Raw genomic sequence first — 20,875 nt, 5'->3', positions numbered from 1 at the left:
GATTATCTCTCCCTATCATCTATGTTTATTTCTTTCCACCACTTAGACGCTTCCCTGAACTCAGACTTCATTAGTTCATGTCCGTGATCGGTTATATGCATGGAAACATCCGCACCCAAACGACTGAGATGAGCCTTCAATTGAAACGCCTCTCCCGGCAGGGTAATTTGATCCACTGCGCCAGCTGTCATAAAGATGTCCCGCCCCCCCAAATCACTTTTCTCAAATGATTGCAGGGGGTGACTTGGATGAAACAGCATCGCAGTGCGGAACAGATCAGGACGGTGTAGCAGCAGGCTGATCGCCATATTGGCGCCGTTCGAATATCCGATAAGGTGGAAGGATTGCTTGTCTATTTGATACGTGGTGGCTGCTTCTTCGATGAAGTTGAGAACATCCCCTGTTTTCTCAAGGAGGGAGCCTTCGTCCATTCCACCGTCTTTCGTACGGGCGAAATAACGGAACTGCCCATTTTCAATAGTCTCTCCCCTCACTCCCAGAACCGAAAGAGACGGATCCACTTGACCGGCGACAGGCAATAAATCGGTTTCCCGGCCACCCGTTCCATGTAATAGGATAAATACTTGATTGGACTCTTCACTGTCATGAAAAAAATGTTTCATATCTATCAATCCTTTCCTTTAAAAGGGGAAGGTAAAGGCTTTAAGTTGGATTCGATTTCTTGTCTGCGATCTTCCAGGAACGTTGGAAGGGATAAACGTCCCCCCAGCTCATCAATGGATTCGTCCAGATCAAAGCCCGGGCCATCGGTGGCAATCTCAAACAGGATTCCGTTTGGCTCTGTGACGTAAAGGGACTGGAAATAATAACGGTCGACGAATCCCGATGTCTTGAATCCATCCGCCTCCAGATGTCGAACCCACTCCCGCAGTTCGTCCTCCGTTTCGACCCTGAAGGCCACATGATGAACGCTGCCCCTGCCCTGTCTTTCGTCGGGGAGGTCCTTCCGCTGTTCCACATGGAGTTCAGAGCCATTGCCTCCTTCACCCGTTTCAAAGACGTAGACAAGATGGGAGTCGTCGTCACCGGCTCTGTATTCTCCCGATGACCTGTACCCCATGAGCTCAGTCAGAACCTGAATCGTAGGCTCCAAGTATCTAACCGTAAGCTTAACTGGACCCAGACCTGTAATTCCATATTCTTCTGGGATGCCACTTCCTGTCCATGCTTTCCCTGCCTCTACCCCTCTATCATTCTGATCAGAGATCAAGGTCATCTCGTGCCCCTCTGAATCCCAAAAAGGCAAGACGGCATGCCCGAAACGCTCGGTGACCGGTGCATACACAACACCGTATTCCTCAAAGCGGTTCTGCCAATACGTAAGGGCATCGTTGGTTTTCACTCTTAACGACATGCCGGAAATACTGTTTGTACCGGGATGCTTCCTCGCCATATTCGGTATTTCGAAGAAGCTCAGTTCCGTTCCGGGATTTCCTTTTTCATCACCGTAAAACAAATGATAATATGAGGTATTATCCTGATTGACGGTTTTCTTCACTAATCTCAGTCCCATGATCCGTGTGTAGAAATCCAGGTTTTGCTTGGCATTCGCCGTCAATGAAGATACGTGATGGATTCCTTTCAATTGCATAGACATGACCTCCTCAAGATTTCAATATTTGTATGATTTGACATTCGGCGCCCTTGTTTCTAAACTAGATACACAAACCGTTTAGGAGAATCTTACAATGGGCAGCGAACGCGATACGAATAACTCTAAAAAAAATAAGCGACTGGGATTGATGATCTGGTTTCGCCTTTCCCGGGTCTACAACCACAGCATCCGCCGGAATAACGAGCACCTGAGAGAGTGGGGCCTCACAAGCGCACAATTCGATATCCTGATCCAAGTCGGGATTCATAACGAAATCACCCAGAAAGAACTCGGCGAGAAACTGTTTGTCACTAAAGGGAACATTACGCAGCTCCTTGTAAAAATGGAGAAGCTGGGGTGGGTCCAGCGCAAACAGGATTGGAAAACGAAAACGATTTCCTTGACCGATCAGGGTCAGAAACTCTACGATGAGGTCGTCCCTGATCAGGAGGACTTCCAGGCCTCCCAGTTCTGCGGACTCGATCCAACCGAGCAGATGCAACTGATCGATCTTCTGAAAAAAGTCCAAAAGCATATGGAGTCAACTGAAGAAAACTAGAACGGCATTGATTCAAGCGATCAAGCCGTTCTTTTTTTATGTGCACATGAAACCTGGATGACAAGTTCTATCATCATTCCCTTTGATTATCAGTTTATAACTAAACTAACAAAATGTCAATGATAGGGAGTCCTTATATAGTTGGGAAATCATGAATATTTCTTCAAGGTCACAACTAGTATAAAATCAATTATCATTAATGTAAATTTAACTAAATTTAATATTCATTAACTATAACTTAACTAAATAGGTCGGGCAGGGCGATGGTTATAGAAGAGGGACGAGTTCAATATGAGTGATCGAAAATGAAAAAAGAGGCTGTCAATCTTATATCGACAGCCTCTCTTTCACTTTTAAAAGTTATTTTGAGAAACGTTCATCCCTTCTCAATTCAATTCTGCAACGATATCATCTAATGTTTTCCCATCCATTTCTGTCTTGGCTGCAGGAGGATGTGGAACATCCGGATTCTGCACCAGATAGTTGTCGATGATATACTGCAAATCGGTCTTGTCCACGTTGCCATCGTAATTGATATCTGCCGCGCGGTGGTCGGTTCCAAAATGCTTCTGGACCTCGATGGCATCCATCACGTCGATGACATCATCCTGGGTGACATCCCCCGCTTGGATTTCTGCGTAGAAGATATAGGTCATTCGTCCAGTCGGCTCACCGTTGAATTCGTCCTCCAAGTGGCTGACGGTTGCATGACGCGTAAAGTGCCCAGGGAGGGTAATCTTGATATCATATTCTTCATCCGTAACGGGTAGCTCTTTAAAGGTGTATCTGGCCCCGCGATTGATACCGCCATCGCGAACATTCCCCGCTTGATCCGACAAGCTCACCTTGGCTCCTACAGAAGACATACCAAGGCCAGGTCGGAACCAAACGCCATCGGTGAATCCTTCCGGTAAAAACCCGCCTTCAAGTTGGGAATGGGTCGGAAGGATGTTGACTCCCTTGCCAAACGATCGAATGATGGTGGTTTCCCCATTTGAAGAAGTCACTTCAGATTTCGTCAATTCAATTGGATAGATCCATTTTTTATACGTATCCGGTGTTTGTTTCACGTTTACTTGAATGTCCAGCAGGTTCATCCCGTTTGGTATTTCTTCATTCAGTTCTCCGCTTACCGTCAAGGTCACTGGGATGGTCGTTCTGGATCCCGACACAACAGAATCGTTTGCTTCTATTACGATCTCTACTTCGTGCTCATCTGCAAATGCTCGAAGCTCCTCACTGATGGTTACGTCAAAGCCTTCGTAGACAGAGTTGTCATAACGGACATCAAAGGTGCCCCCAAGAATCGAAGTGTGATGAGAGGAAAGGTGCAAGGTCATGGATTCCCCGTATTTTACATCGCTCTTGGAAGAAGTCAATTTCGCATACGGCGTCCCTTTCTTAATCAGATCATACGTTTGATCCGGATGATCCTTCATCCCATTCACGGCCTGATCATAGTAGTTCAGGGTGAATTTCCCTGTCTCTTTTCCTTCAGGCAGTTGGAATTCAGCTTCAAAGTTTCCTTCCCCGTCTACGTTAACAGGTGTCATGCTGTACGGACTTGAGGACAGTACACTGACTGTATTTGTAGACTGATCAAAGGTTTCCCCGTATTCTTTCATTTTGTCAATCTGGTCATTATGGATGTTTCCATTTATCACAAGGCCCTCATCGCTGACTTCGTACACCCCGCCCCTTTGCTCGGTCTTTACTTCCGGCAGTGTGTTTTCAATAAACAGATTGTCGGATTTTCGATAGGTCTTCCCATTTGAATCCGTCCCGACGATTTCAATCTCATAATTTCCTGGGGGAGCCAATGTTTTTGAGTAGGCTACTGGATTGTCGGCATTTCCTGTGAACGGATAGTACAGGCCTACAAATCCAAACTCAATTCCATAGAGATAGTCTTCAGGTAAATAAAACGGGAACGAATCGATCACCCCAAGACCTTCTCCTGTATCTGCATCCTTCAGAACAATATCCACTGTTTCCATTCCGTTATTCAGGGAGAAGGTAATCGGTGAGTATCCCATATACCCATTATTGAAATCGCGTCGAGTCGTGAAAGAAGTAAAATGGGCCGTCACTTCTTTGATTCCTGTATCCAACAGACGGAACCCTACCGGCAGCTGGTACACCTCATCCGGCTTCTCTCGATTCGTGAACGTCACCATCCCTTCATAAAATCCCGGATTAGCCGTTTTCGGAATGTTCAAGAACACATTCTGATCCTTGTCTTTTCCAGCTTTCACATTTACAGCTTTAGGAAACGACAGGCTGACTCCATTTTCTTTCATGCTTTGGTTACCATCGATCCCATTCTCTTCAAACGAGATGGCAAACTTTTTCTGCTCATCACTGTTATTATGAAGGGTTACGGATAAACGTTCAGATAGATTTTCCCCTGTTTGACTTATCCCCCCAAAACTCAGGTCACCGCTGTGCTCGACAATCTGATCCACCAAATGACTTGTATGATCGTGCGTTTCATCTTCATGGGCTTCCTCTGAATCCGGAGATGCCGTCAGGATCTCATGCTCCACTTCGATTTCCACATCAGCATGCATGGCTTCATAGACATCAATCCGCCCGGCACCCCGTTCAAACACACTCGTATCCCCCTTCACTTCATCCGCTGTATTCATCAGGGCCGTTTTTACATCTTCCGGCTTTAAGTCCGGATTTTCCTGAAGAAGTAAAGCTGCTGCACCCGCTACGTGTGGCGCTGCCATCGACGTTCCTGAAGCCCGTTTGTAGGCAACATCATAATTGCCTATATACTCGCTTCCCTGCATATAGCTTGGGACGGAGGAATAAACACCGACACCCGGCGCAACGATTTCCGGCTTGATGTCATGGGTCATTCTTGACGGACCGCGAGAACTGAAACCGGCCAGGTGGTCACCTTCAGACTGAACCTCTTCGAAATGGCTGAACGAGAATCTAGTGTCTTCTTTTAAAGATCCTAGTAAGGCTTGTCCATCTTCATACGTTAAAGAAAATCCAGGAATGAATGCCACTTCTTCCCCAAAATAATATGGGATATGCCCTTCATCCGGATTGGTATTGAAAATAAGCGCTGCCTTCGCCCCATGTTGTTTGGCAATATAAATCTTTTCATTCACACCGTTGGATCCCCTGGAGATTAAGACCACTTTTCCTTCTACATCTTTTCCTTCGTAATCAGCATCCCGTCCTACCCCTACGTATGTGATGGAGGCTTCTGTGCCCAGGAGTCCATCCAGGGAACCAAAATCTTTCCCAAGTAAACGAATATTGGTAAGATCCATGCTTTCTGATCTATTTACAAGAGTTCCCTCCGCTTGGGAAGTCGTAACAGAATAATCACTTGCCCCTACAGTAATTCCGAGACTCGCTGTCCCAGGTGCGCCCAACGTATACTGGTCATCCCCGGTGTTCCCTGCTGCCACAATGGCGACTGTCCCTGACAGCATGGCATTGTCGATGGCTATTGAAGTAGGATCCAAAGGACTGATGGAGGAACCGCCAAGTGACAGATTGATGACATCCATCCCATCTTCCACGGCCTTCTCGATTCCTGCCATGACTATTGACATCGCCCCACTGCCGTAAGGACCTAATACCTTATACGCATAAATATCTGCATCGGGGGCCACTCCTTTGACCCCATTCCCATCCTGATTCCCAGTACGACCGGCAATCGTCCCGGCTACGTGGGTGCCATGAGAGGTGTAATAAGGGGTCCCCCCCAGTGGATGGTACTCCAATAGGCCGGAATCCAGCCACTCTTCATACGTCGTTTCCATTGGGTCATCATCATTGTTGATTAAATCATATCCACCTTTGTAGGCTTCTTTTAAATCCGGGTGATGGTAATCGATTCCCGTGTCCAGTACCCCGACTTTAATTCCTTTACCGGTATAGCCTTCAGCGTGGGCTGCCGGGGCAGAGATCTGAGATAGGCTATCCATCGCAGGTGAAGAATCCGTGATTTCCCCGCTAAAAGGAACGGGATCCACCTTTATCTCCGCATCTACATAAACCGCTTTGACTTCATCGTATGTTAGTAGCTCCTTCACTTCACTCGCCGGCAGTTTCATCGCGACCCCGTTAAAGGCCTGACGGTATTCCGTCCCGATTTGAATGGTAGACTTCCCTTTGGCTTTTGCCTGTTTTTTCGTTACCTTTTCTTTAAATTGATGATGGACTTTATGCACCTTTTCTTTGGCAGCCTGAAGAGAAACCTTTTCTCCCTTCAGCTCCTTCTTCTTCACTTCCACCTCTGCAGGATCTTGTGAAAACTGAACAATGACCGCAATCTCTTCATCTGAATGAACATTAATCTCCGGAGAAACGAATTTCTCCCCGGCTTGATTCTGCCCCTCATGAATACGTTCGCGATCCTCCTGGGTGGCGTGTTGCAAATACTGTTCCAGCTTGTCCTCTGTCGTTGAGCTTCCTTCTGCAAACGCTGGTGAAATCCCCGATACTAGTAAACTGGTTGCCAAGAAGCTTGTTGTTACTGCATTGAATGGTTTCAATTCCATCCTTCCTTTCTCGAACTTTGTTTCGTGTTGAAGCGAACCTCTCTTCGACAGCAAACGTCTTTCTATCTGCCATCACTTTTCATCCCATATAGACAATGGATTATCCTCACAGAAGCTATGTATAATGTCGGTCGATGATGAAGTTGTAGATTTTCGAAATGAGTAGAGATGTAGAGTGATAGAAGCTGAAGTAAGGAGTGATTCGTACGCAATCTAGTGATGTTAGTTGAATTCTATAATGGTTTAACGAATGGGACAATTGGGGTTTTATCCCTCTCTTCTTCCCTATGGAAATGCGGTTATCATAGACTTCTCTACTCACTTATCGCTGAGAAAGAATCTTTTTTAGTCGTATAGCCACTTTGAGATTGGGGTTATAAAAAAGACGCAAGAACCTCTCATGATGAGTGGTCCATGCGTCTTTCATTTGAATGAAGTTGACTGTTGAATGATTTCTCCCCCAGGACTTACACTATACTGAGCAATCGAGTTGGATGCTGATTCTTCTCTCAAAAGCCCATCTTTATAGTTAAACGTTATCTCCCATGCCTTTGAAGAACTACTGAAGTTTGTTTCATTGGAAAGGAGTTCCACGTCATCCATACTGATTTTCTCCCGGCTTGTTTCATTATGTTCCTTTACATCTTTTTCAAATTGTTCATAGGCAATAGCTTCGGCTTTTTCACTGTCAATGCCTCCCGTCCCATCATTCGCACAGCCTAATAATGAAAGGACTGCCATCAAGCTAACGAGGAGCACCATCATTAGTTTCAAATGAAATTTTCCGTTACCCATTGGATCCACCACCTGAATGGTGATTCGAATTCATCGCTTGATGAGAGTGCCGGGCGGACTTTTCGTAGGCTTCATCCCTTGGATTTCGGGACGTATTCTTGATGCTATCTCCGTAAAACTCCATCTTCCTGGAACCGATCCAAATTCTAATAGCAAAGTAAAGGATTAGAATTCCGACGAAAATAAAAAAATACATCATGTTGTTTCCCCCTCCTTACTTTTTATGTTGCCTTAATGTCAATTATTTCAAATGTTTTGGTGTTGGACAACAGCCTTTTAGAAATAGTCGCCTAAGAAAAAATGATTTTCTCATAAAAAAAAGACTCGTTTTATCGACGGGTCTTTTGGCTGCATCATTTCAAAGGAAAAAAATATTTCTCCATTTCCCTTTCAGAGATAATCATTCTCGTGGATAAATCTGTCGTTCGTAAAACAAATTCCTTGATGCCAATATACTCCGATTCAGCAATCAAATAGAAGTGGGACCCTTTTTTAAACCCTCTGAAATCGCTTTTTAATTGATATCTTTTCAGCATTGTCTTTCGTAACTCCTTGGCTCATTCCAAGCCAGTAATCCCCATAGATTACTGGCTCTTCTCCACCTGATACGACTCCGGATAGATCGTTTCGATTTTTTTTATAAAATAATAATGCTTATATAAAGCGAGACCGATTAAGATGATCCGGACAAACAGGATATCCACGAATACTACTGAAAGCAGAATAAAGAAATCAGCCGTTACGTTGATCCTGATCTTCTCTTTCCGGGTCATCCCCTTCTTTTGAAGGAGGGCGAGAACATATTTATCATATATGACTGTGCTCTTAAACCAACGATCGATCCGCTTGGAGCTTTTTGCAAAGCAAAACGCGGCAAATAAGTAAAACGGGCCACCCGGCAGAACCGGAAGCACAGTGCCGGCAATCCCGAACACCAGGGATATCGAGCCAAGCAGCATAAACAGGATGCTCTTTATCTTTTTCAGTGTCATGATTGATTTCCCCTACCATCGCTAGATTAATAGACATTCATTATCTACTTTATTTTAACCTTCATTGTACTATAACTATAACAGGAAGGTCCGGGTAGTTGTTTAGGGGATTTATGTTAATTGTGTGGCGATTGATGGGTGGACTTGGAAGAGAGACTGACCCATAATTAAAAAAGTGATCACTCACTTTTTTATTGACTTTCCCTAAAAAGGAAGTAATATTAATTGTGAGTGATTACTCACTCCTTTTATATTTTTCTTAAACGGAGGTTCAAACATATGAAGATCTTCAAAAACAAACTGGTGCTGGCCTCACCTCTCATTGCATTGGCCATTATCTTTATTTTCTCCCTGACCCTGTTCCCATCGGTTCAGCCCCAACCGAAGAATTTGCCGATTGCGATTGTAAATGAAGATCAGGGTGTGCAGATGCCAGATCAACCAAAGATGAATATGGGCGAAACACTGCTTGAAAAGATCCAAACGATGTCAAAATCAAATACGGATGAAGACCATGCCGTGAAATGGATTGAAGTAAAAAGTACAGAAGCTGTACAAAAAGGATTAGATAACCAAGAGTATTACGCAGCACTCGTCATTCCGGGGGATTTCAGTGCGAAGCAGGCTTCTTTGCGTACACCGGATCCAACTTCCCCTGAAGTGAATATTTACATTAACCAAGGGATGAATACAATGGCTGCCACTGCTGCCGGACAAATGGTGAATGGAGTCGTCGACAATATGAACAACAATGTTCGCGGGCAGCTCCTTGATGGATTTGAGAAGCAAGGTGTCACCCTGACGCCAAAACAAGTCTCAAGCCTGGTTAATCCGATTACGAAAAACGTGACCAACGTGAATGAAATCGGGACGAATAGCGCAAATGGAAACGCGCCTGTGTCACTATTCCAGCCTCTCTGGATGGCAAGCATGGCAAGTGCAGCAATCATCTATCTCGCTGTCACCAAAGTATCCGCCTCCAATCGAAAAGAAAAGCTTGCAGCAAAGTTCCTCCAAATCCTGATCGGTGCGGTAGTCGCCCTTGTCGTCGGATTTGGTTTAACCTGGATGGCTGAAGGGCTGATCGGATTCACTATCCCGGATATGACCGATACCGCCTTGTTCCTGAGTCTCACGTCATTCAGCTTTTATCTCATGATCTCAAGCATTCTTTCACTGATCGGACTTAAGGGCATGCCCCTCTTTGTCTTAATGCTATTCTTCGGAGCACCACTGCTTGCCATGGCTCCTGAAATGATGTCGTCGTTTTATCGCGATTGGTTTTATTCATGGCTCCCAATGCGATTCATGGTAGAAGGTTTACGTGAATTGTTCTTCTTCGGAAAAGGATTGACGTGGAGTTCACCTGTTTCGACGCTTGTATGGATTGGGTTGGGGAGCATGCTTGTGATACTGGCCACTGCCTTAAAACCCAGTGCTGGTGGAGAAGCGAAACCTCAAGCAAGTATAGAAGGTTAGTTGGAAAATGGTCAGGGCTTTTAGATGCTGACCATTTTTTTATTGTATTTTTAATTTGAAGAGCTGCTGGAATAATTGTTCATTTTCACTTTATCTATTTTCATAGCGTGTTCAGATACATCCAGAGGTCTCATTGGATTTAACCTTTCTCCTCCTTGTTTAAATACAAGAATCATACACCCTCACATATGTTATAATTATCCAATAACCGAGAGGAGACCCATCCATGTCCAATGATGTCCTGTTCAGCATTTTCCCGCTATTGACCCTTTTGTTTTACCTGGCTCCCATTATATTCATCATCTGGTTCTTGATGAAGTTCCTGAAGATCCAACAAGAGAAAAACCGGATCCTGCAAAGCATTTCTGACAAGCTGGATAAGAAGTTGCAGGATTAGTAATGGGCGTGAAAAACCGCCCATTTTATTTACGTTTCACACTATAACACCTCATCGCTTTCGGGACCCCTTCGATCTCAAATACGCCATTCATGATTAAATGCCTTACTCGATACTCAAAATATCCGTCACCGATATATTGTTCCACATGGCCCAGCACTTCACCTATCAGTCGCGCTGATTTCATGAACCCCTGATTCTCCAACTCTTTATGCAGTTTTTCAGCTGTATGGATGATGTACTCATCATAATAATCTTCCCGGACCCTTTTTATTTCACCATTCTCCCAGATTCTCAATACTTCCTGTGTGGCAGACAGCTCTTGCCACTCCTCTTCGTAAGCTATTCTTTGTTCTTTATTCAATGGAGCAGATTCTTTTTCATATATGAGCCCTACCTTCTCTGGGGGAAGTTCTCCAGTGTGCAAGGTATGGGAATGGGTTGTATTCATGATATACAGATCGTTTTGCTTTTCTTTTAATAGATACAGAACATATCGCATGGCCGTTTGTTCGTGAGCATTTCCACCGACCCAAATCGTAATGGGAATATGATCAGGAATCGCCTCAATCTCCGATATCGTTTCATTGAACCTTTCAAGGAATTCCGCTAGTTCATCACCTTCAAAAAGAATATGATTTTCGAGCCATTCATAACGGTAATGAAGCCCTCGTTCTTCATGCAGTTTCCATACGGGACCGATGGAGAACACATCCGAAAAAGCGAGCACCTTAGCGTCTCCTACATCCCTTTCTTTTAAGGCCACTTTCAAACTCCCGGATGCAGAATCTCCAAACAAGATATGGACGGTTTCATAGTTTTTTACCGTCACAGCCTGACTTCTTTTATACTCCACAAAATTGTGATAGGTGTTCTTCAGATCTTTTAACAGCTGGGCTTGCTCTGTTTCTTCCGCCATATTGATTCGTAACAGTATGTGGAATAGCAGGGATTTCACTTCGTCCTCTGTTGAATGCTCCACTAGTTTTTTTATTTGATCAATCAATTTATTTCACCGCCTTAACATAGAAAAACTATCCATATTTTGTAATGATATCAAAGAGCTCAACGTTAAATCAGATGTATCGATAAACCAAATCGTTTATGATTCTTTTAATAAAGCCCGCTCCCATTAAAGCCATCAAAAACCAGGATGGTGACGGATCTTTCCTGGAAACACAGACATGGAGGAACATCCCTGCCTTTCAAAACAATAGAGTCATAGAATTAGATACGAAAGCGATCACGTATAGTGATCCAATCACACTGGAATATCTTCTGGATGTATTTAAAAAAGCGTTCCTTGAAGAGTTGAATTGATCTTACACTATATGAAAACCACATGGATTGTTGGAGTCCATGCGGTTTTTTTATTTCCCTTGTCTAGTCGATCATAACGAAAAAGGCCAAGGGGACAGGCACCTTGGCTCCAACCCAAGACCTGGACCGAAGTACCCCAAATGACACCGGCCCTTCAACGCGTTATCAGGGAACGCGAATCAAGACCCAGAAAATCTATGTTAAGATGAGTGTAACTTCATCAACTTAGGAGGCTGCTAACATGAATAGAAGAGTAATCATATTATCGATCCTGCTAATCTTCCTGATCATTGGAATAGCCGTGTTATTTATATAAAATACATAAAGCTACATCCACTTATCCGAAATAAGCACCAAAATGGAAATGAAACTAGTAATCTCTCCATCCTGGGACAAGGTGCCTGTCCCCACTGTCCCACCTCAAAAGCCAAGGTCCGTCCCTCGCTCCGGTAAAGCATTAACGCAGTGAGGGACGGACCTTTGTTGTTTGTTTGACGCTTTTTACTTTTTCTTCTCCCCCATGGACTGGAAAGGATAGGATGACGGAGGTTCCTTTGCCCGGTTTGCTTAGGACTTTGATGGTGCCTTTCATGCCTTCGACGAGTTGGAAGGCGGTCATCATTCCGAGGCCTGTCCCGTTCTTGCCTTTCATGGAGAAGTAGGGTTCCCCTAGGCGCATGAGTTGTTCCTTGGTCATCCCGACTCCTGTATCATTAATGACAATGAACACTTTGTCTCCTTCTTGATAGCTAAAGATTCGCAGCGTACCACCCGTTTCCATTGCTTCAAGGCCGTTTTTCATGACGTTGATGAGAACCTGTTGCAGCTTGTTGGGATCGCCTTTGATTGAAAGGTGATGAAGGATGCTTGCCTTTAAGATGATCCCTTTTTTGACAGCAAGGGGCATGATGATCTCCTTCGAACGGTTGATCTCATTCCGGATCCCCACTTCCATCTCAAGCTCCGGGTGAGGCCTGGCAAAGTTCAAGTATTGGTTGATCACCTCTGTGGCACGGTCGATTTCACTGACGGCCACCTTGGACAGTTCGCTATTGGTGCTTACATTGGAAGGATCTTCATTAATCAGCTGAAGAAATCCCTTTACCGTTGTCAAAGGATTCCGTACTTCATGACTCATGCTGGCTGCCAAGTGACTGACCACCTGCATTTTCTCATATTTAATCGCTTCCAACTGAAGAGTATAAATCTTTCGGATGATTTCACATAAGTAAAAGACAAAGAATGTAGAGCCGCTCAGGACAGCCGTATAGACCAGGAACGAGCTCGAATAATCGAAATCAAAGATCATTGACGGGATCCATAAAGAAAGAACCGAGTAACCGAACGACATCAACGTATACCAGTATACCCTCGTCTTCCATGCTTTGTTCTCCCATATCGGACGCATATACAAAATCACAAACGTGAAGACAATCGCCATGATCACCGTAACCACTAATCCCGGACCCATCATCGGAGCACGGATCGCAATCATCGTGACAGCAAGCCAAGGTAAGACCCGCTTCCCACCGTATATCCCCCCTAATAGAAAAGGGATGAACCGCAAATCATAGACAAATCCATCTTCAAATTGAACGGACAAAGCCAGACTAAGCAACAAGAGAAGTGAACTGGCCAAATAGATCGAAAGTGGTTGAATGTGAAGCTTATGTACTTTATTTCTAGAAAGATAATTAAAGTTTAAAAGTAGAATAACGATCAAAATGACAAGAAGGTTCAACAGTAAACCAGTCAGCAAATCAGAATGATTCATCGCCATTGCTTCCCTACTTTCGATTATTTTTTTAATATTAACAAAAATCACTCATCAATAACTATTATAACGGAAATGGATGGAATTTGTTTCATCATTAATAAGTCCCGACTTAATGTTTTTCGACAGAGAGCGAAAGCCACGGGGACAGGTCCCTTGTCCCCGTTATAAATCAGGGCCTGCCCCGGCACGTTAGAGAATTATCCCAAGGGGGCAGGTCCCCATCATATACCTTTGATCATATTATTCGTTTACTAGTTTCACAAACCATATTTCCACCTGTAGATGACCCATAAAGGTATGGGAACCTGACCCACCACTGTTCAATTTAAAGAACGCCCCCCTGTCTTTAAAGCACCCTTCGTATACAAAAAAAATCACTATAATTTCCAATTATCCAAACTTTTGAACCAATGTAAAATTTTATTGACAACCATAATCATCATTAGTATATTTAAAACATCATTGAGAATGATTATCAATATTAATTAGAAAGTAGGAAAACAAATTGAAAAAAATACTCATCCCCTTCCTGCTCATGGCAATCTTCATTCTTCATGCTTGTGGCAGCACCGAGACGGCAAAGACTGAACAAAAGGAAGAGAATGCTAATCAGAAATCAGCATCAGAAACCATTACATATCAATCAGAAACCGGCCCTGTTGAGGTACCGGCAAATCCTACCCGTATTGTGGCGCTTTCGAACGCTCCAAACGTACTTGCCTTGGATGGTGAAATTGTCGGGGTCGATGAATGGACGAATATGAATCCCCTGTTTCAAGAGAAACTGGAGGGAATTGAAGTGGTATCAGAGGAAAACATCGAGAAAATCGTTGAGCTGGAGCCAGACCTTATCATCGTGGGCTCACACTCGAAAAATATTGATAAGATGAGTGAAATCGCTCCTACAGTTGCATATACGTGGGGGAAATTGGATTACCTGGAACAGCAAATCGAAATCGGTAAGCTACTCAATAAAGAGCAGGAAGCAAAAAATTGGGTTGAAGATTTCACTACCCGTGCAGATGAAGCAGGGAAAGAGATTAAAGAAAAGATCGGTGAGGATGCCACTGTATCAGTCTTTGAATACGATACGAAATCGGCTTATGTATTCGGGAACAACTGGGCGCGGGGCACCGAATTATTATATCAAACAATGAAACTGGAAATGCCTGAAAAAGTGAAAGAAAATGCATTAGGACCAGGCTACTATGCCCTAAGCACTGAAGTCCTTCCAGAGTTTGCAGGAGATTATATCGTCCTTAGTAAAAACCAGGACGGTGACGGTTCATTTATGGAAACACAGACATGGAAGAATATCCCTGCTGTTAAAAACAATAGAGTCATAGAATTAGATACAAAAGCGATTACGTATAGTGATCCAATCACACTGGAATATCTTCTGGATGTGTTTAATAAAGCGTTCCTTGAAGAGATGAACTAATCTTACAATATATGAAAATCGCATGGATTGTTGGAGTCCATGCGGTTTTTTAATTTCCCTTGTTGCACTTATCCTTTTAACACGCTGGAATTCTCAAACAACCATTTCCACTAATCTTCCAGATCATCTACCTGTTCTTCTTCACACCACTTAATAAAACCGCCTCAATACAACCTTCACAATCTCCCACATTGACATATCCACAACAGTGAGATATCCTTGATTTAATCATAGATAAAAAGAGTCTTTAATATCTTCAATAACTCAGAAAGGAAGAAATCATGAAATACTCAAAAGCCACAAATTACGCATTACACACAATGGTGCATTTACTAACGGTACCGAAAGGAAGTACGATCGGGGTTCAAAGTTTGGCAGAAATGCAAGATCTTTCACCGACCTACCTTTCGAAAATACTGACCAAACTTGCAAAAGGCGGTTTGGTTGAATCGACACCGGGGGTTAATGGAGGATATAAGGTGTCAAAGAAGAATGATGAGATTTCGTTCCTCGATGTCATAAAGACTATTGAAGGAGAATCTAATTTATTTTATTGCTCCATGGATCATCGTGAGGGCTGCCTGATCGAGAATGTGATGATCGAGGCTGAGCAAAACATGAAAGACGATCTGGCGAACAGATTTCTCATCGATATTGCCAAAGAGATCGATGAAAAATCCAGGAAAGAAAACTCAATTTAAGGAGCTGATGAAATCATGTTAGATTGTGCTGTAATCGGGGGAGGTCCAGCCGGGCTGAACGCTTCCTTGGTCCTTGGCAGATCCCGGCGAAAAACGGTTTTATTTGATGATGACAAACCAAGAAACTCCGTTACCAAGGAGTCACATGGGTTTATCACCAGGGATGGAATAAATCCCTCAGAGTTAAGACGAATTGCCCGTGCAGAACTCGGAAACTATCCGGACGTTACAATCATAGAACAGCGAGTAGGAAAGGTCACGAAGGATCACCAGCGATTCACAATTGAAACAGAGGCCGGGGATGTTTATCATGCCAAGAAAGTAATCTTAGCTACTGGACTTAAGGAAACGTTCCCTGAAATAAACAGCCTCAAGCAGTATTATGGAACTTCTGTTTTTAGCTGTCCTTTTTGTGATGGATGGGAGTTGAGGGACCGTCCGCTGGCTGTCATTGCAGAAAATACGAGGGCTTTTCATATGACAAAGGTTGTTTACAACTGGTCCAGCGACCTGATTGTGTGTACAAATGGAAACAAGGTACTATCCATAAATGACAAGACGATTCTTGAAAACAAAGGGATAAGCGTGTATGAACAGAAGATTTCTTCCCTTATTGGTGAGGATGGTTATTTGAAAAAGATCTCGTTTGAGGATGGAATCACAGTCCGGCGAGAAGGAGGGTTCGTTGTACCGGAAATGGAGCAAGCATCTACCATCGGGGAAGAACTGGGGTGTGAATTCACTGATCAAGGCGCAATTATCACGGATGCAACCGGCCACACCAATGTGGAAGGGTTGTTTGCATGTGGCGACACCTCCATCATTGCCCCCTCTCAATTAATTATCGCAGCCGCTGCAGGCAGCAAAACAGCAATAGGAGTCAATGCAGCTTTATTTGAAGAGATTTTCTAAACTCAAGGAGGAGTATACGACAAAAAAATTATTTGGCTGTTTTCAGTAGAACGGTCACAAAATACCGTAGATTGATATTTTTTTGAGTCAATTGTGGATATTATATATCTGTAATATATTTTTATAATAATTAAGCCTGCCCTCCATTACCTGGGGGCAGGCATATTTAAAGCGTTAGTTGAAACAAATACCCTACCTACAACGGCAACCGAATCACAAACTTCGTACCATTGCCTTTCTCACTGAAAACATCAATCGTCCCCTCATGCATGAGCACCAATTGCTTCACGATGGAGAGTCCGATACCGAATTCACCGTATGGATTATTCGTCCTGGACAGGTCCGCTTTATAAAACCTGCGCCAAATCGATCGGATTTCTTCGGGATCCATGCCGATTCCTGTGTCTTCGATTTCGATGACGGTTTCTGTCCCGGAAGTGGAGCCGCTTAACGTGATCGTTCCTCCAGAGGTGAATTGGATGCTGTTTTTCGTAATGTTGATCAATATTTGAATGAGCCGGTCATAGTCAGCGTGTATTATTGCATCAGGATCTGCAAGGATATTGATTTCGTTCCCCTTTTCTTCAGCCTGCAGGTCGAGCTGTTCCTTGATGACTTCGAAAACATCCAGTAATGGTAAGGTGACTTTCGTGATCGCTACCTGGTTTGCGCGGATTTTTTCATAGTCCAGGTTTTCGTTCACAAGTCTGATCAACCGCCTCGTTTCCTCGCTGACGAGACCGAAGCTTTTCTCTTTCTGTTCTTCGGGGATCATGTCGTTCCTGATTCCCTCAATGACACCGCGAATCGTGGTCAGCGGTGTTCTCAGCTCATGTGACACATCCGCCATGAACTGCCTTCTCCGGTTCTCGAGGCTGTCGATTTCCTCTTTGGATGCCCGGAGTTTCGTGACCATATTATTAAAGTCTTCAGCAAGATCGCCGATTTCATCGAAGTTGGAGCTTGGGACGTGAACATCGTAATGACCGGATGACACACGGGAAGTGGCATCCCTGATCCGCTGAATTCTTTTCACATGGAGCTTTGATAAGAACAAGCTGATCAAGAGAGAAATCGCCAGTGACAGGAGGACGATATACAGGAGATATCGATTGATTTCACTCAGCATTTCCCTCGAGCCGCTGATCGGTGAAATTAAGATCAGTCCGCCAGCCAGCTGATCATTGATGATCCTTGGCATGATGACGAGGGATACAGCCTGGTCAAAACGTCCGAAATCTTTTTTCAGCGGGACGGTTTCACCCCGTTCGATTTTTTGCCACTCTTCTTTGGAGAGCTCGATCCGCGGGTACACCCCTCCCCTGGAGAATGATACCTCTCCTTGGCGATTGAACGTGATCACATCGATGTTCCGGGCATGAAGCAAGTTGCTGTATTCCTCCAGATAAAGAGGTCTTCTCGGGCTTGGTCTTTCAAGGTCTGATAAAATTTTCTCCCCATACGACCTCAGTTCCGTGACCTTATTCTCGTAGACAAGATTTTCGACATACTGGGAAAACAGGAGGCCGAGGATCATGAAGGCGATTATGAGTACGCTTGTATGGCTGAGAAGCAGCTGATAAAGATATCTAAATTTCATCCCCGGCCGCCGTCTCATCGAATTTATACCCTACTCCCCAGACCGTATGCAGGTACGGCTGTTCCTTGCTGCCGATTTTGTTGCGAAGCCGCTTGATATGTACATCGACCGTCCGTTCGTCCCCGTAGAAATCATACCCCCATACGCGTTCGAGAAGCTGTTCCCTCGAGAACACTTGACGGGGATGCCGTGAAAGGTAATAGAGCAATTCAAATTCCTTTGGCGTCAGATTGGTAAGGGGAACGCCTTTCAGAAGGACTTCACGTGTTTCCTTACTGATTTGGAAGTCTGCCGTCGAAACATCCTGAGTTCCTGTCCCGTTGTTTTTCTCTCCTTGATACCGCCGCGAGACAGCACGTATCCTTGCCATCAGAGCAAGGGGTGAGAAGGGCTTGGTCACATAATCGTCGGCACCGAGTTCGAGCCCGAGCACCTGATCCGATTCACTGTCTTTCGCCGTCAGCATGATGACCGGGACCTGTGACCCTTCCTCCCTGATTTTCCTGCAAATGGTGACCCCGTCCATCCCCGGCAGCATCCAGTCCAGGATGACAAGATCCCAAATCCCTTCTTTATAACGCCGGTACCCTTCAGCCCCGTCGTGGACAAACTCTCCTTGTATGCCTTCTTTTATAAAAAACATCTCAAGCATCGACGTGACACTCTTATTGTCTTCTACTACCAGCACGTTCATCAACATCGCTCCTTTCCCGACTTCTTTCTATTTAAATTATAGTCGTTTTTACCCCTCGGTTCTAATTATTTCCTCATAACGAAAAACCCCGCTCACCTGGCGGGGATTTCCATCCTTATAATGTGGCACTTTGGGATTCGGCTGCTGGTTCCTCACTCTGTTCTGCCTCATGCACCGATCCATGAGGACCTTTTCCATGACCCGGACCACCGTGATGGCCCTTGCCGCCCTTTAGGAAAAAGAAGCCTTCTTCTTTATTAAAAGGGAAAAAATCCAGTTTCTTCGCTTCGTCGGCATGATCGGTCATGATTTCTTCCATCAGTTCTTTCGACGTCTTACCTTCTGTTTCAACGCCCAGTTCTTTAGCTGCTTTTAAAATGGAAGCTTCGAAAATTTCTTGTTTCAATTCATGATGGTCTTTTCCTTCTGTCTCAATTCCAAGGTCTTTTGCCTGCTTCAGAAGTGCTGCTTCCCTTACTTCATCAGAAAGCTCATCCAGGTCCTTGCCCTCGGTTTCCACTCCAAGTTCTTTCGCTTTCTGTTTTACCAGCGCTTCCCTTACCTCTTGAGAGAGCTCTTCCTGGTCTTTTCCGTCTGTTGCAATCCCCAGCTCTTTCGCTTTTTCGTTTAGTTCCGCCTGACGAATTTCATCCATGACGGCATGGTGATCCTTTCCTTCTGTTTCAATACCCAATTCTTTTGCTCTTTTTTCGAGTTCAGCATCCATGATCTCTTTCGCGAGTTCCCGGGTATCCTTATCAGTGGTGTCGATTCCAAGTTCTTCTGCTTTTTCCTTCAACTGTTCCTCATTCAGATGGAACATCCCGTTTCCACCGCCGCGATGTCCGCCAAATGCCGGCTTGGTCTCTTCGCTTACAACAGCCGAGTCATTCGTCTTCGCTGTGTCCTCCTCGGCAGCAAAGGCTGGAAGAGCCCCCAGGATCCCGACAGATAAGGCACCTGTCAGTACATACGTTAGGGTTTTCTTATTCATTTTTATTTCCTCCTTTAATGTGTTACAGGTATCGAACCCATCTATGTAGCTGACGATGAAGTCGGGATTCGATCCCCTGCCCTGTCATTTTCTCCAGAAGTTATGACCAAATCATGAACAAATAGTTGCCGGATCATGAACTTTTCAATAAATTTTCGATTTGGTACTCCTCTTTTTGTTCCTCAAGCCAGGTGCCATACTCCGTTTGAAGTGCCTGATCAAACAGAATATCCTTTATTTCCTCTTTATGATCGTCGAGAACCGCTTCCTTCGCGTCTTTTTTGTCCGTCAACTTGATGATATGATAGCCAAATTCCGTTCTAACAGGCTCACTGATTTCACCCTTCTTCATGGCAAACGCTTTATCATCAAATTCTGTCACCATTTCACCTTTTGCAAAAAACCCTAGCTCTCCGCCTGATTCAGCGTTGGACGTATCAGTGGAGTATTCTTTCGCAAGCTCAGCGAAATCCCCTCCGTCATCAAGCTTGTCCTTCACTTCCTTGGCCGTTTCCTCATCCTCTACAAGAATATGGCTTGCCTCTACCTGCTCTTCCTCGGCAAACGAGTCTTTATTCGCTTCAAAATATTCTTTAATCTCATCATCCTTAATTGAGATTCTGTCCTTCAACAATTTTTCCGTTAACAAAAACGATTCGACATTCTTTTTGACACTCTTAAGACTCACTCCGCTCGAGGCCAATGCCTCATTGAATGCCTCTTCTCCCCCATACGAATCTTTCATTGACTCCAGTTCCTCATCGATCTCACTGTCCTTGACTGTGATTGCCTTCTTGTCACTCTCAAGCTCCACAATCTTCTCGGCAATCAGTGTATCCAGGGCCGCTTCACCATACTGATCCACAAGCGTCGTATACAAGTCTTCTTTACTGATCGACTTACTTCCCACCTTCGCCACCACTTCACCCTTCGAAAAGCCAAACATAACAAGCATCGTGCCGACGACGACAATGCCCCCTATGACACTCCATAACGTGATCGAACGCTTTTTTTTATCCACTCACCCGTACTCCTTTATCTTCAATTGTTTGTATTTGGTTCAGTTG

General features: G+C 44.4%; 20 protein-coding genes. 7 read left to right on the top strand and 13 right to left on the bottom strand.

Annotated elements, in window-relative coordinates:
* Nucleotides 1-2: 2 nt before the first annotated feature.
* Together AAEM60_RS04830 and AAEM60_RS04825 are read right to left on the bottom strand one after the other, a co-directional pair.
* A complete protein-coding gene (locus tag AAEM60_RS04830; protein WP_299742479.1) occupies nt 3-623 on the bottom strand; it encodes an alpha/beta hydrolase in 621 nt (206 codons plus the stop codon).
* Between the two features lie 5 nt (nt 624-628).
* The gene (locus tag AAEM60_RS04825) at nt 629-1,612 is read right to left on the bottom strand and encodes a ring-cleaving dioxygenase (RefSeq protein WP_341357557.1); all 984 of its coding nucleotides are present in this window, start codon (nt 1,610-1,612) and stop codon (nt 629-631) included.
* Nucleotides 1,613-1,709: 97 nt separating this feature from the next.
* Between AAEM60_RS04825 and AAEM60_RS04820 the strand changes: the two genes are divergently transcribed.
* Entirely contained in the window at nt 1,710-2,174 is a 465-nt protein-coding gene (locus AAEM60_RS04820; RefSeq protein ID WP_341357556.1) for a MarR family transcriptional regulator, read from the top strand.
* Between the two features lie 386 nt (nt 2,175-2,560).
* On the opposite strand, the gene AAEM60_RS04815 is transcribed toward AAEM60_RS04820, so the two are convergent.
* The 5 genes from AAEM60_RS04815 to AAEM60_RS04795 all read right to left on the bottom strand — a co-directional run bounded on the left by AAEM60_RS04815 (nt 2,561) and on the right by AAEM60_RS04795 (nt 8,493).
* Entirely contained in the window at nt 2,561-6,700 is a 4,140-nt protein-coding gene (locus AAEM60_RS04815; RefSeq protein WP_341357555.1) for a S8 family serine peptidase, read from the bottom strand.
* A 429-nt stretch (nt 6,701-7,129) separates the two neighbouring features.
* The gene (locus AAEM60_RS04810) at nt 7,130-7,501 is read right to left on the bottom strand and encodes a hypothetical protein (protein ID WP_341357554.1); all 372 of its coding nucleotides are present in this window, start codon (nt 7,499-7,501) and stop codon (nt 7,130-7,132) included.
* Complete coding sequence (locus AAEM60_RS04805) at nt 7,494-7,700, bottom strand: hypothetical protein (protein ID WP_341357553.1); 207 nt, start codon at nt 7,698-7,700, stop codon at nt 7,494-7,496. The genes AAEM60_RS04810 and AAEM60_RS04805 overlap by 8 nt, the downstream gene beginning before the upstream one ends.
* Before the next feature lie 154 nt (nt 7,701-7,854).
* A complete protein-coding gene (locus AAEM60_RS04800; protein ID WP_299742462.1) occupies nt 7,855-8,037 on the bottom strand; it encodes a hypothetical protein in 183 nt (60 codons plus the stop codon).
* Between the two features lie 48 nt (nt 8,038-8,085).
* Complete coding sequence (locus tag AAEM60_RS04795; RefSeq protein ID WP_262371814.1) at nt 8,086-8,493, bottom strand: YbaN family protein; 408 nt, start codon at nt 8,491-8,493, stop codon at nt 8,086-8,088.
* Nucleotides 8,494-8,778: 285 nt separating this feature from the next.
* Here AAEM60_RS04795 and AAEM60_RS04790 point away from each other — a divergent pair, with 285 nt between their 5' ends.
* Nucleotides 8,779-9,972, top strand: coding sequence for an ABC transporter permease (locus tag AAEM60_RS04790; protein ID WP_341357970.1), 1,194 nt, complete (start codon nt 8,779-8,781; stop codon nt 9,970-9,972).
* A 226-nt stretch (nt 9,973-10,198) separates the two neighbouring features.
* Nucleotides 10,199-10,369, top strand: a complete 171-nt coding sequence (locus AAEM60_RS04785; protein WP_299742456.1) for a hypothetical protein — start codon at nt 10,199-10,201, stop codon at nt 10,367-10,369.
* Between the two features lie 25 nt (nt 10,370-10,394).
* Here AAEM60_RS04785 and AAEM60_RS04780 read toward each other — a convergent pair whose 3' ends face one another.
* Nucleotides 10,395-11,375 (bottom strand): DUF1835 domain-containing protein, encoded by a 981-nt coding sequence (locus AAEM60_RS04780; protein WP_341357552.1) that lies wholly within the window; start codon nt 11,373-11,375, stop codon nt 10,395-10,397.
* Nucleotides 11,376-11,473: 98 nt separating this feature from the next.
* Here AAEM60_RS04780 and AAEM60_RS04775 point away from each other — a divergent pair, with 98 nt between their 5' ends.
* Nucleotides 11,474-11,689, top strand: a complete 216-nt coding sequence (locus tag AAEM60_RS04775; RefSeq protein WP_299742451.1) for a hypothetical protein — start codon at nt 11,474-11,476, stop codon at nt 11,687-11,689.
* 457 nt (nt 11,690-12,146) lie between these two features.
* Here the strand turns inward: AAEM60_RS04775 and AAEM60_RS04770 are convergent, their stop codons facing one another.
* The gene (locus AAEM60_RS04770) at nt 12,147-13,469 is read right to left on the bottom strand and encodes a HAMP domain-containing sensor histidine kinase (RefSeq protein WP_341357551.1); all 1,323 of its coding nucleotides are present in this window, start codon (nt 13,467-13,469) and stop codon (nt 12,147-12,149) included.
* 502 nt (nt 13,470-13,971) lie between these two features.
* Between AAEM60_RS04770 and AAEM60_RS04765 the strand changes: the two genes are divergently transcribed.
* From AAEM60_RS04765 to AAEM60_RS04755, 3 genes are all read left to right on the top strand, one after another.
* A complete protein-coding gene (locus AAEM60_RS04765) occupies nt 13,972-14,907 on the top strand; it encodes an iron-hydroxamate ABC transporter substrate-binding protein (protein WP_299742446.1) in 936 nt (311 codons plus the stop codon).
* A gap of 281 nt (nt 14,908-15,188) precedes the next feature.
* A complete protein-coding gene (locus AAEM60_RS04760) occupies nt 15,189-15,608 on the top strand; it encodes an Rrf2 family transcriptional regulator (protein ID WP_299742443.1) in 420 nt (139 codons plus the stop codon).
* A 15-nt stretch (nt 15,609-15,623) separates the two neighbouring features.
* The gene (locus AAEM60_RS04755) at nt 15,624-16,520 is read left to right on the top strand and encodes an NAD(P)/FAD-dependent oxidoreductase (RefSeq protein WP_341357550.1); all 897 of its coding nucleotides are present in this window, start codon (nt 15,624-15,626) and stop codon (nt 16,518-16,520) included.
* Nucleotides 16,521-16,716: 196 nt separating this feature from the next.
* Here AAEM60_RS04755 and AAEM60_RS04750 read toward each other — a convergent pair whose 3' ends face one another.
* From AAEM60_RS04750 to AAEM60_RS04735, 4 genes are all read right to left on the bottom strand, one after another.
* Entirely contained in the window at nt 16,717-18,120 is a 1,404-nt protein-coding gene (locus tag AAEM60_RS04750) for a HAMP domain-containing sensor histidine kinase (RefSeq protein WP_299742440.1), read from the bottom strand.
* Complete coding sequence (locus AAEM60_RS04745; protein WP_341357549.1) at nt 18,110-18,814, bottom strand: response regulator transcription factor; 705 nt, start codon at nt 18,812-18,814, stop codon at nt 18,110-18,112. The genes AAEM60_RS04750 and AAEM60_RS04745 overlap by 11 nt, the downstream gene beginning before the upstream one ends.
* 115 nt (nt 18,815-18,929) lie before the next feature.
* On the bottom strand, nt 18,930-19,808 hold the full coding sequence (locus tag AAEM60_RS04740; RefSeq protein ID WP_341357548.1) for a hypothetical protein: 879 nt from the start codon (nt 19,806-19,808) through the stop codon (nt 18,930-18,932).
* Nucleotides 19,809-19,941: 133 nt separating this feature from the next.
* Nucleotides 19,942-20,829: a peptidylprolyl isomerase gene (locus AAEM60_RS04735; RefSeq protein ID WP_341357547.1), complete on the bottom strand. Its 888-nt coding sequence runs from the start codon at nt 20,827-20,829 to the stop codon at nt 19,942-19,944.
* Between the last annotated feature and the right edge of the window lie 46 nt (nt 20,830-20,875).

This window comes from Rossellomorea sp. y25, assembly GCF_038049935.1.
Lineage (GTDB): Bacteria > Bacillota > Bacilli > Bacillales > Bacillaceae_B > Rossellomorea.
This window is presented reverse-complemented; position numbering and strand designations above follow the sequence as displayed.

Excerpts from the sequence above, each read along its gene's own strand:
- AAEM60_RS04830 (WP_299742479.1), bottom strand. The coding sequence starts at position 623 with ATGAAACATTTTTTTCATGACAGTGAAGAGTCCAATCAAGTATTTATC.
- AAEM60_RS04760 (WP_299742443.1), top strand. The coding sequence starts at position 15,189 with ATGAAATACTCAAAAGCCACAAATTACGCATTACACACAATGGTGCAT.
- AAEM60_RS04800 (WP_299742462.1), bottom strand. The coding sequence starts at position 8,037 with ATGCTGAAAAGATATCAATTAAAAAGCGATTTCAGAGGGTTTAAAAAA.
- AAEM60_RS04740 (WP_341357548.1), bottom strand. The coding sequence starts at position 19,808 with ATGAATAAGAAAACCCTAACGTATGTACTGACAGGTGCCTTATCTGTC.
- AAEM60_RS04745 (WP_341357549.1), bottom strand. The coding sequence starts at position 18,814 with ATGAACGTGCTGGTAGTAGAAGACAATAAGAGTGTCACGTCGATGCTT.
- AAEM60_RS04755 (WP_341357550.1), top strand. The coding sequence starts at position 15,624 with ATGTTAGATTGTGCTGTAATCGGGGGAGGTCCAGCCGGGCTGAACGCT.
- AAEM60_RS04805 (WP_341357553.1), bottom strand. The coding sequence starts at position 7,700 with ATGATGTATTTTTTTATTTTCGTCGGAATTCTAATCCTTTACTTTGCT.
- AAEM60_RS04750 (WP_299742440.1), bottom strand. The coding sequence starts at position 18,120 with ATGAAATTTAGATATCTTTATCAGCTGCTTCTCAGCCATACAAGCGTA.
- AAEM60_RS04820 (WP_341357556.1), top strand. The coding sequence starts at position 1,710 with ATGGGCAGCGAACGCGATACGAATAACTCTAAAAAAAATAAGCGACTG.
- AAEM60_RS04785 (WP_299742456.1), top strand. The coding sequence starts at position 10,199 with ATGTCCAATGATGTCCTGTTCAGCATTTTCCCGCTATTGACCCTTTTG.
- AAEM60_RS04825 (WP_341357557.1), bottom strand. The coding sequence starts at position 1,612 with ATGCAATTGAAAGGAATCCATCACGTATCTTCATTGACGGCGAATGCC.
- AAEM60_RS04775 (WP_299742451.1), top strand. The coding sequence starts at position 11,474 with ATGATTCTTTTAATAAAGCCCGCTCCCATTAAAGCCATCAAAAACCAG.
- AAEM60_RS04795 (WP_262371814.1), bottom strand. The coding sequence starts at position 8,493 with ATGACACTGAAAAAGATAAAGAGCATCCTGTTTATGCTGCTTGGCTCG.
- AAEM60_RS04770 (WP_341357551.1), bottom strand. The coding sequence starts at position 13,469 with ATGGCGATGAATCATTCTGATTTGCTGACTGGTTTACTGTTGAACCTT.
- AAEM60_RS04810 (WP_341357554.1), bottom strand. The coding sequence starts at position 7,501 with ATGGGTAACGGAAAATTTCATTTGAAACTAATGATGGTGCTCCTCGTT.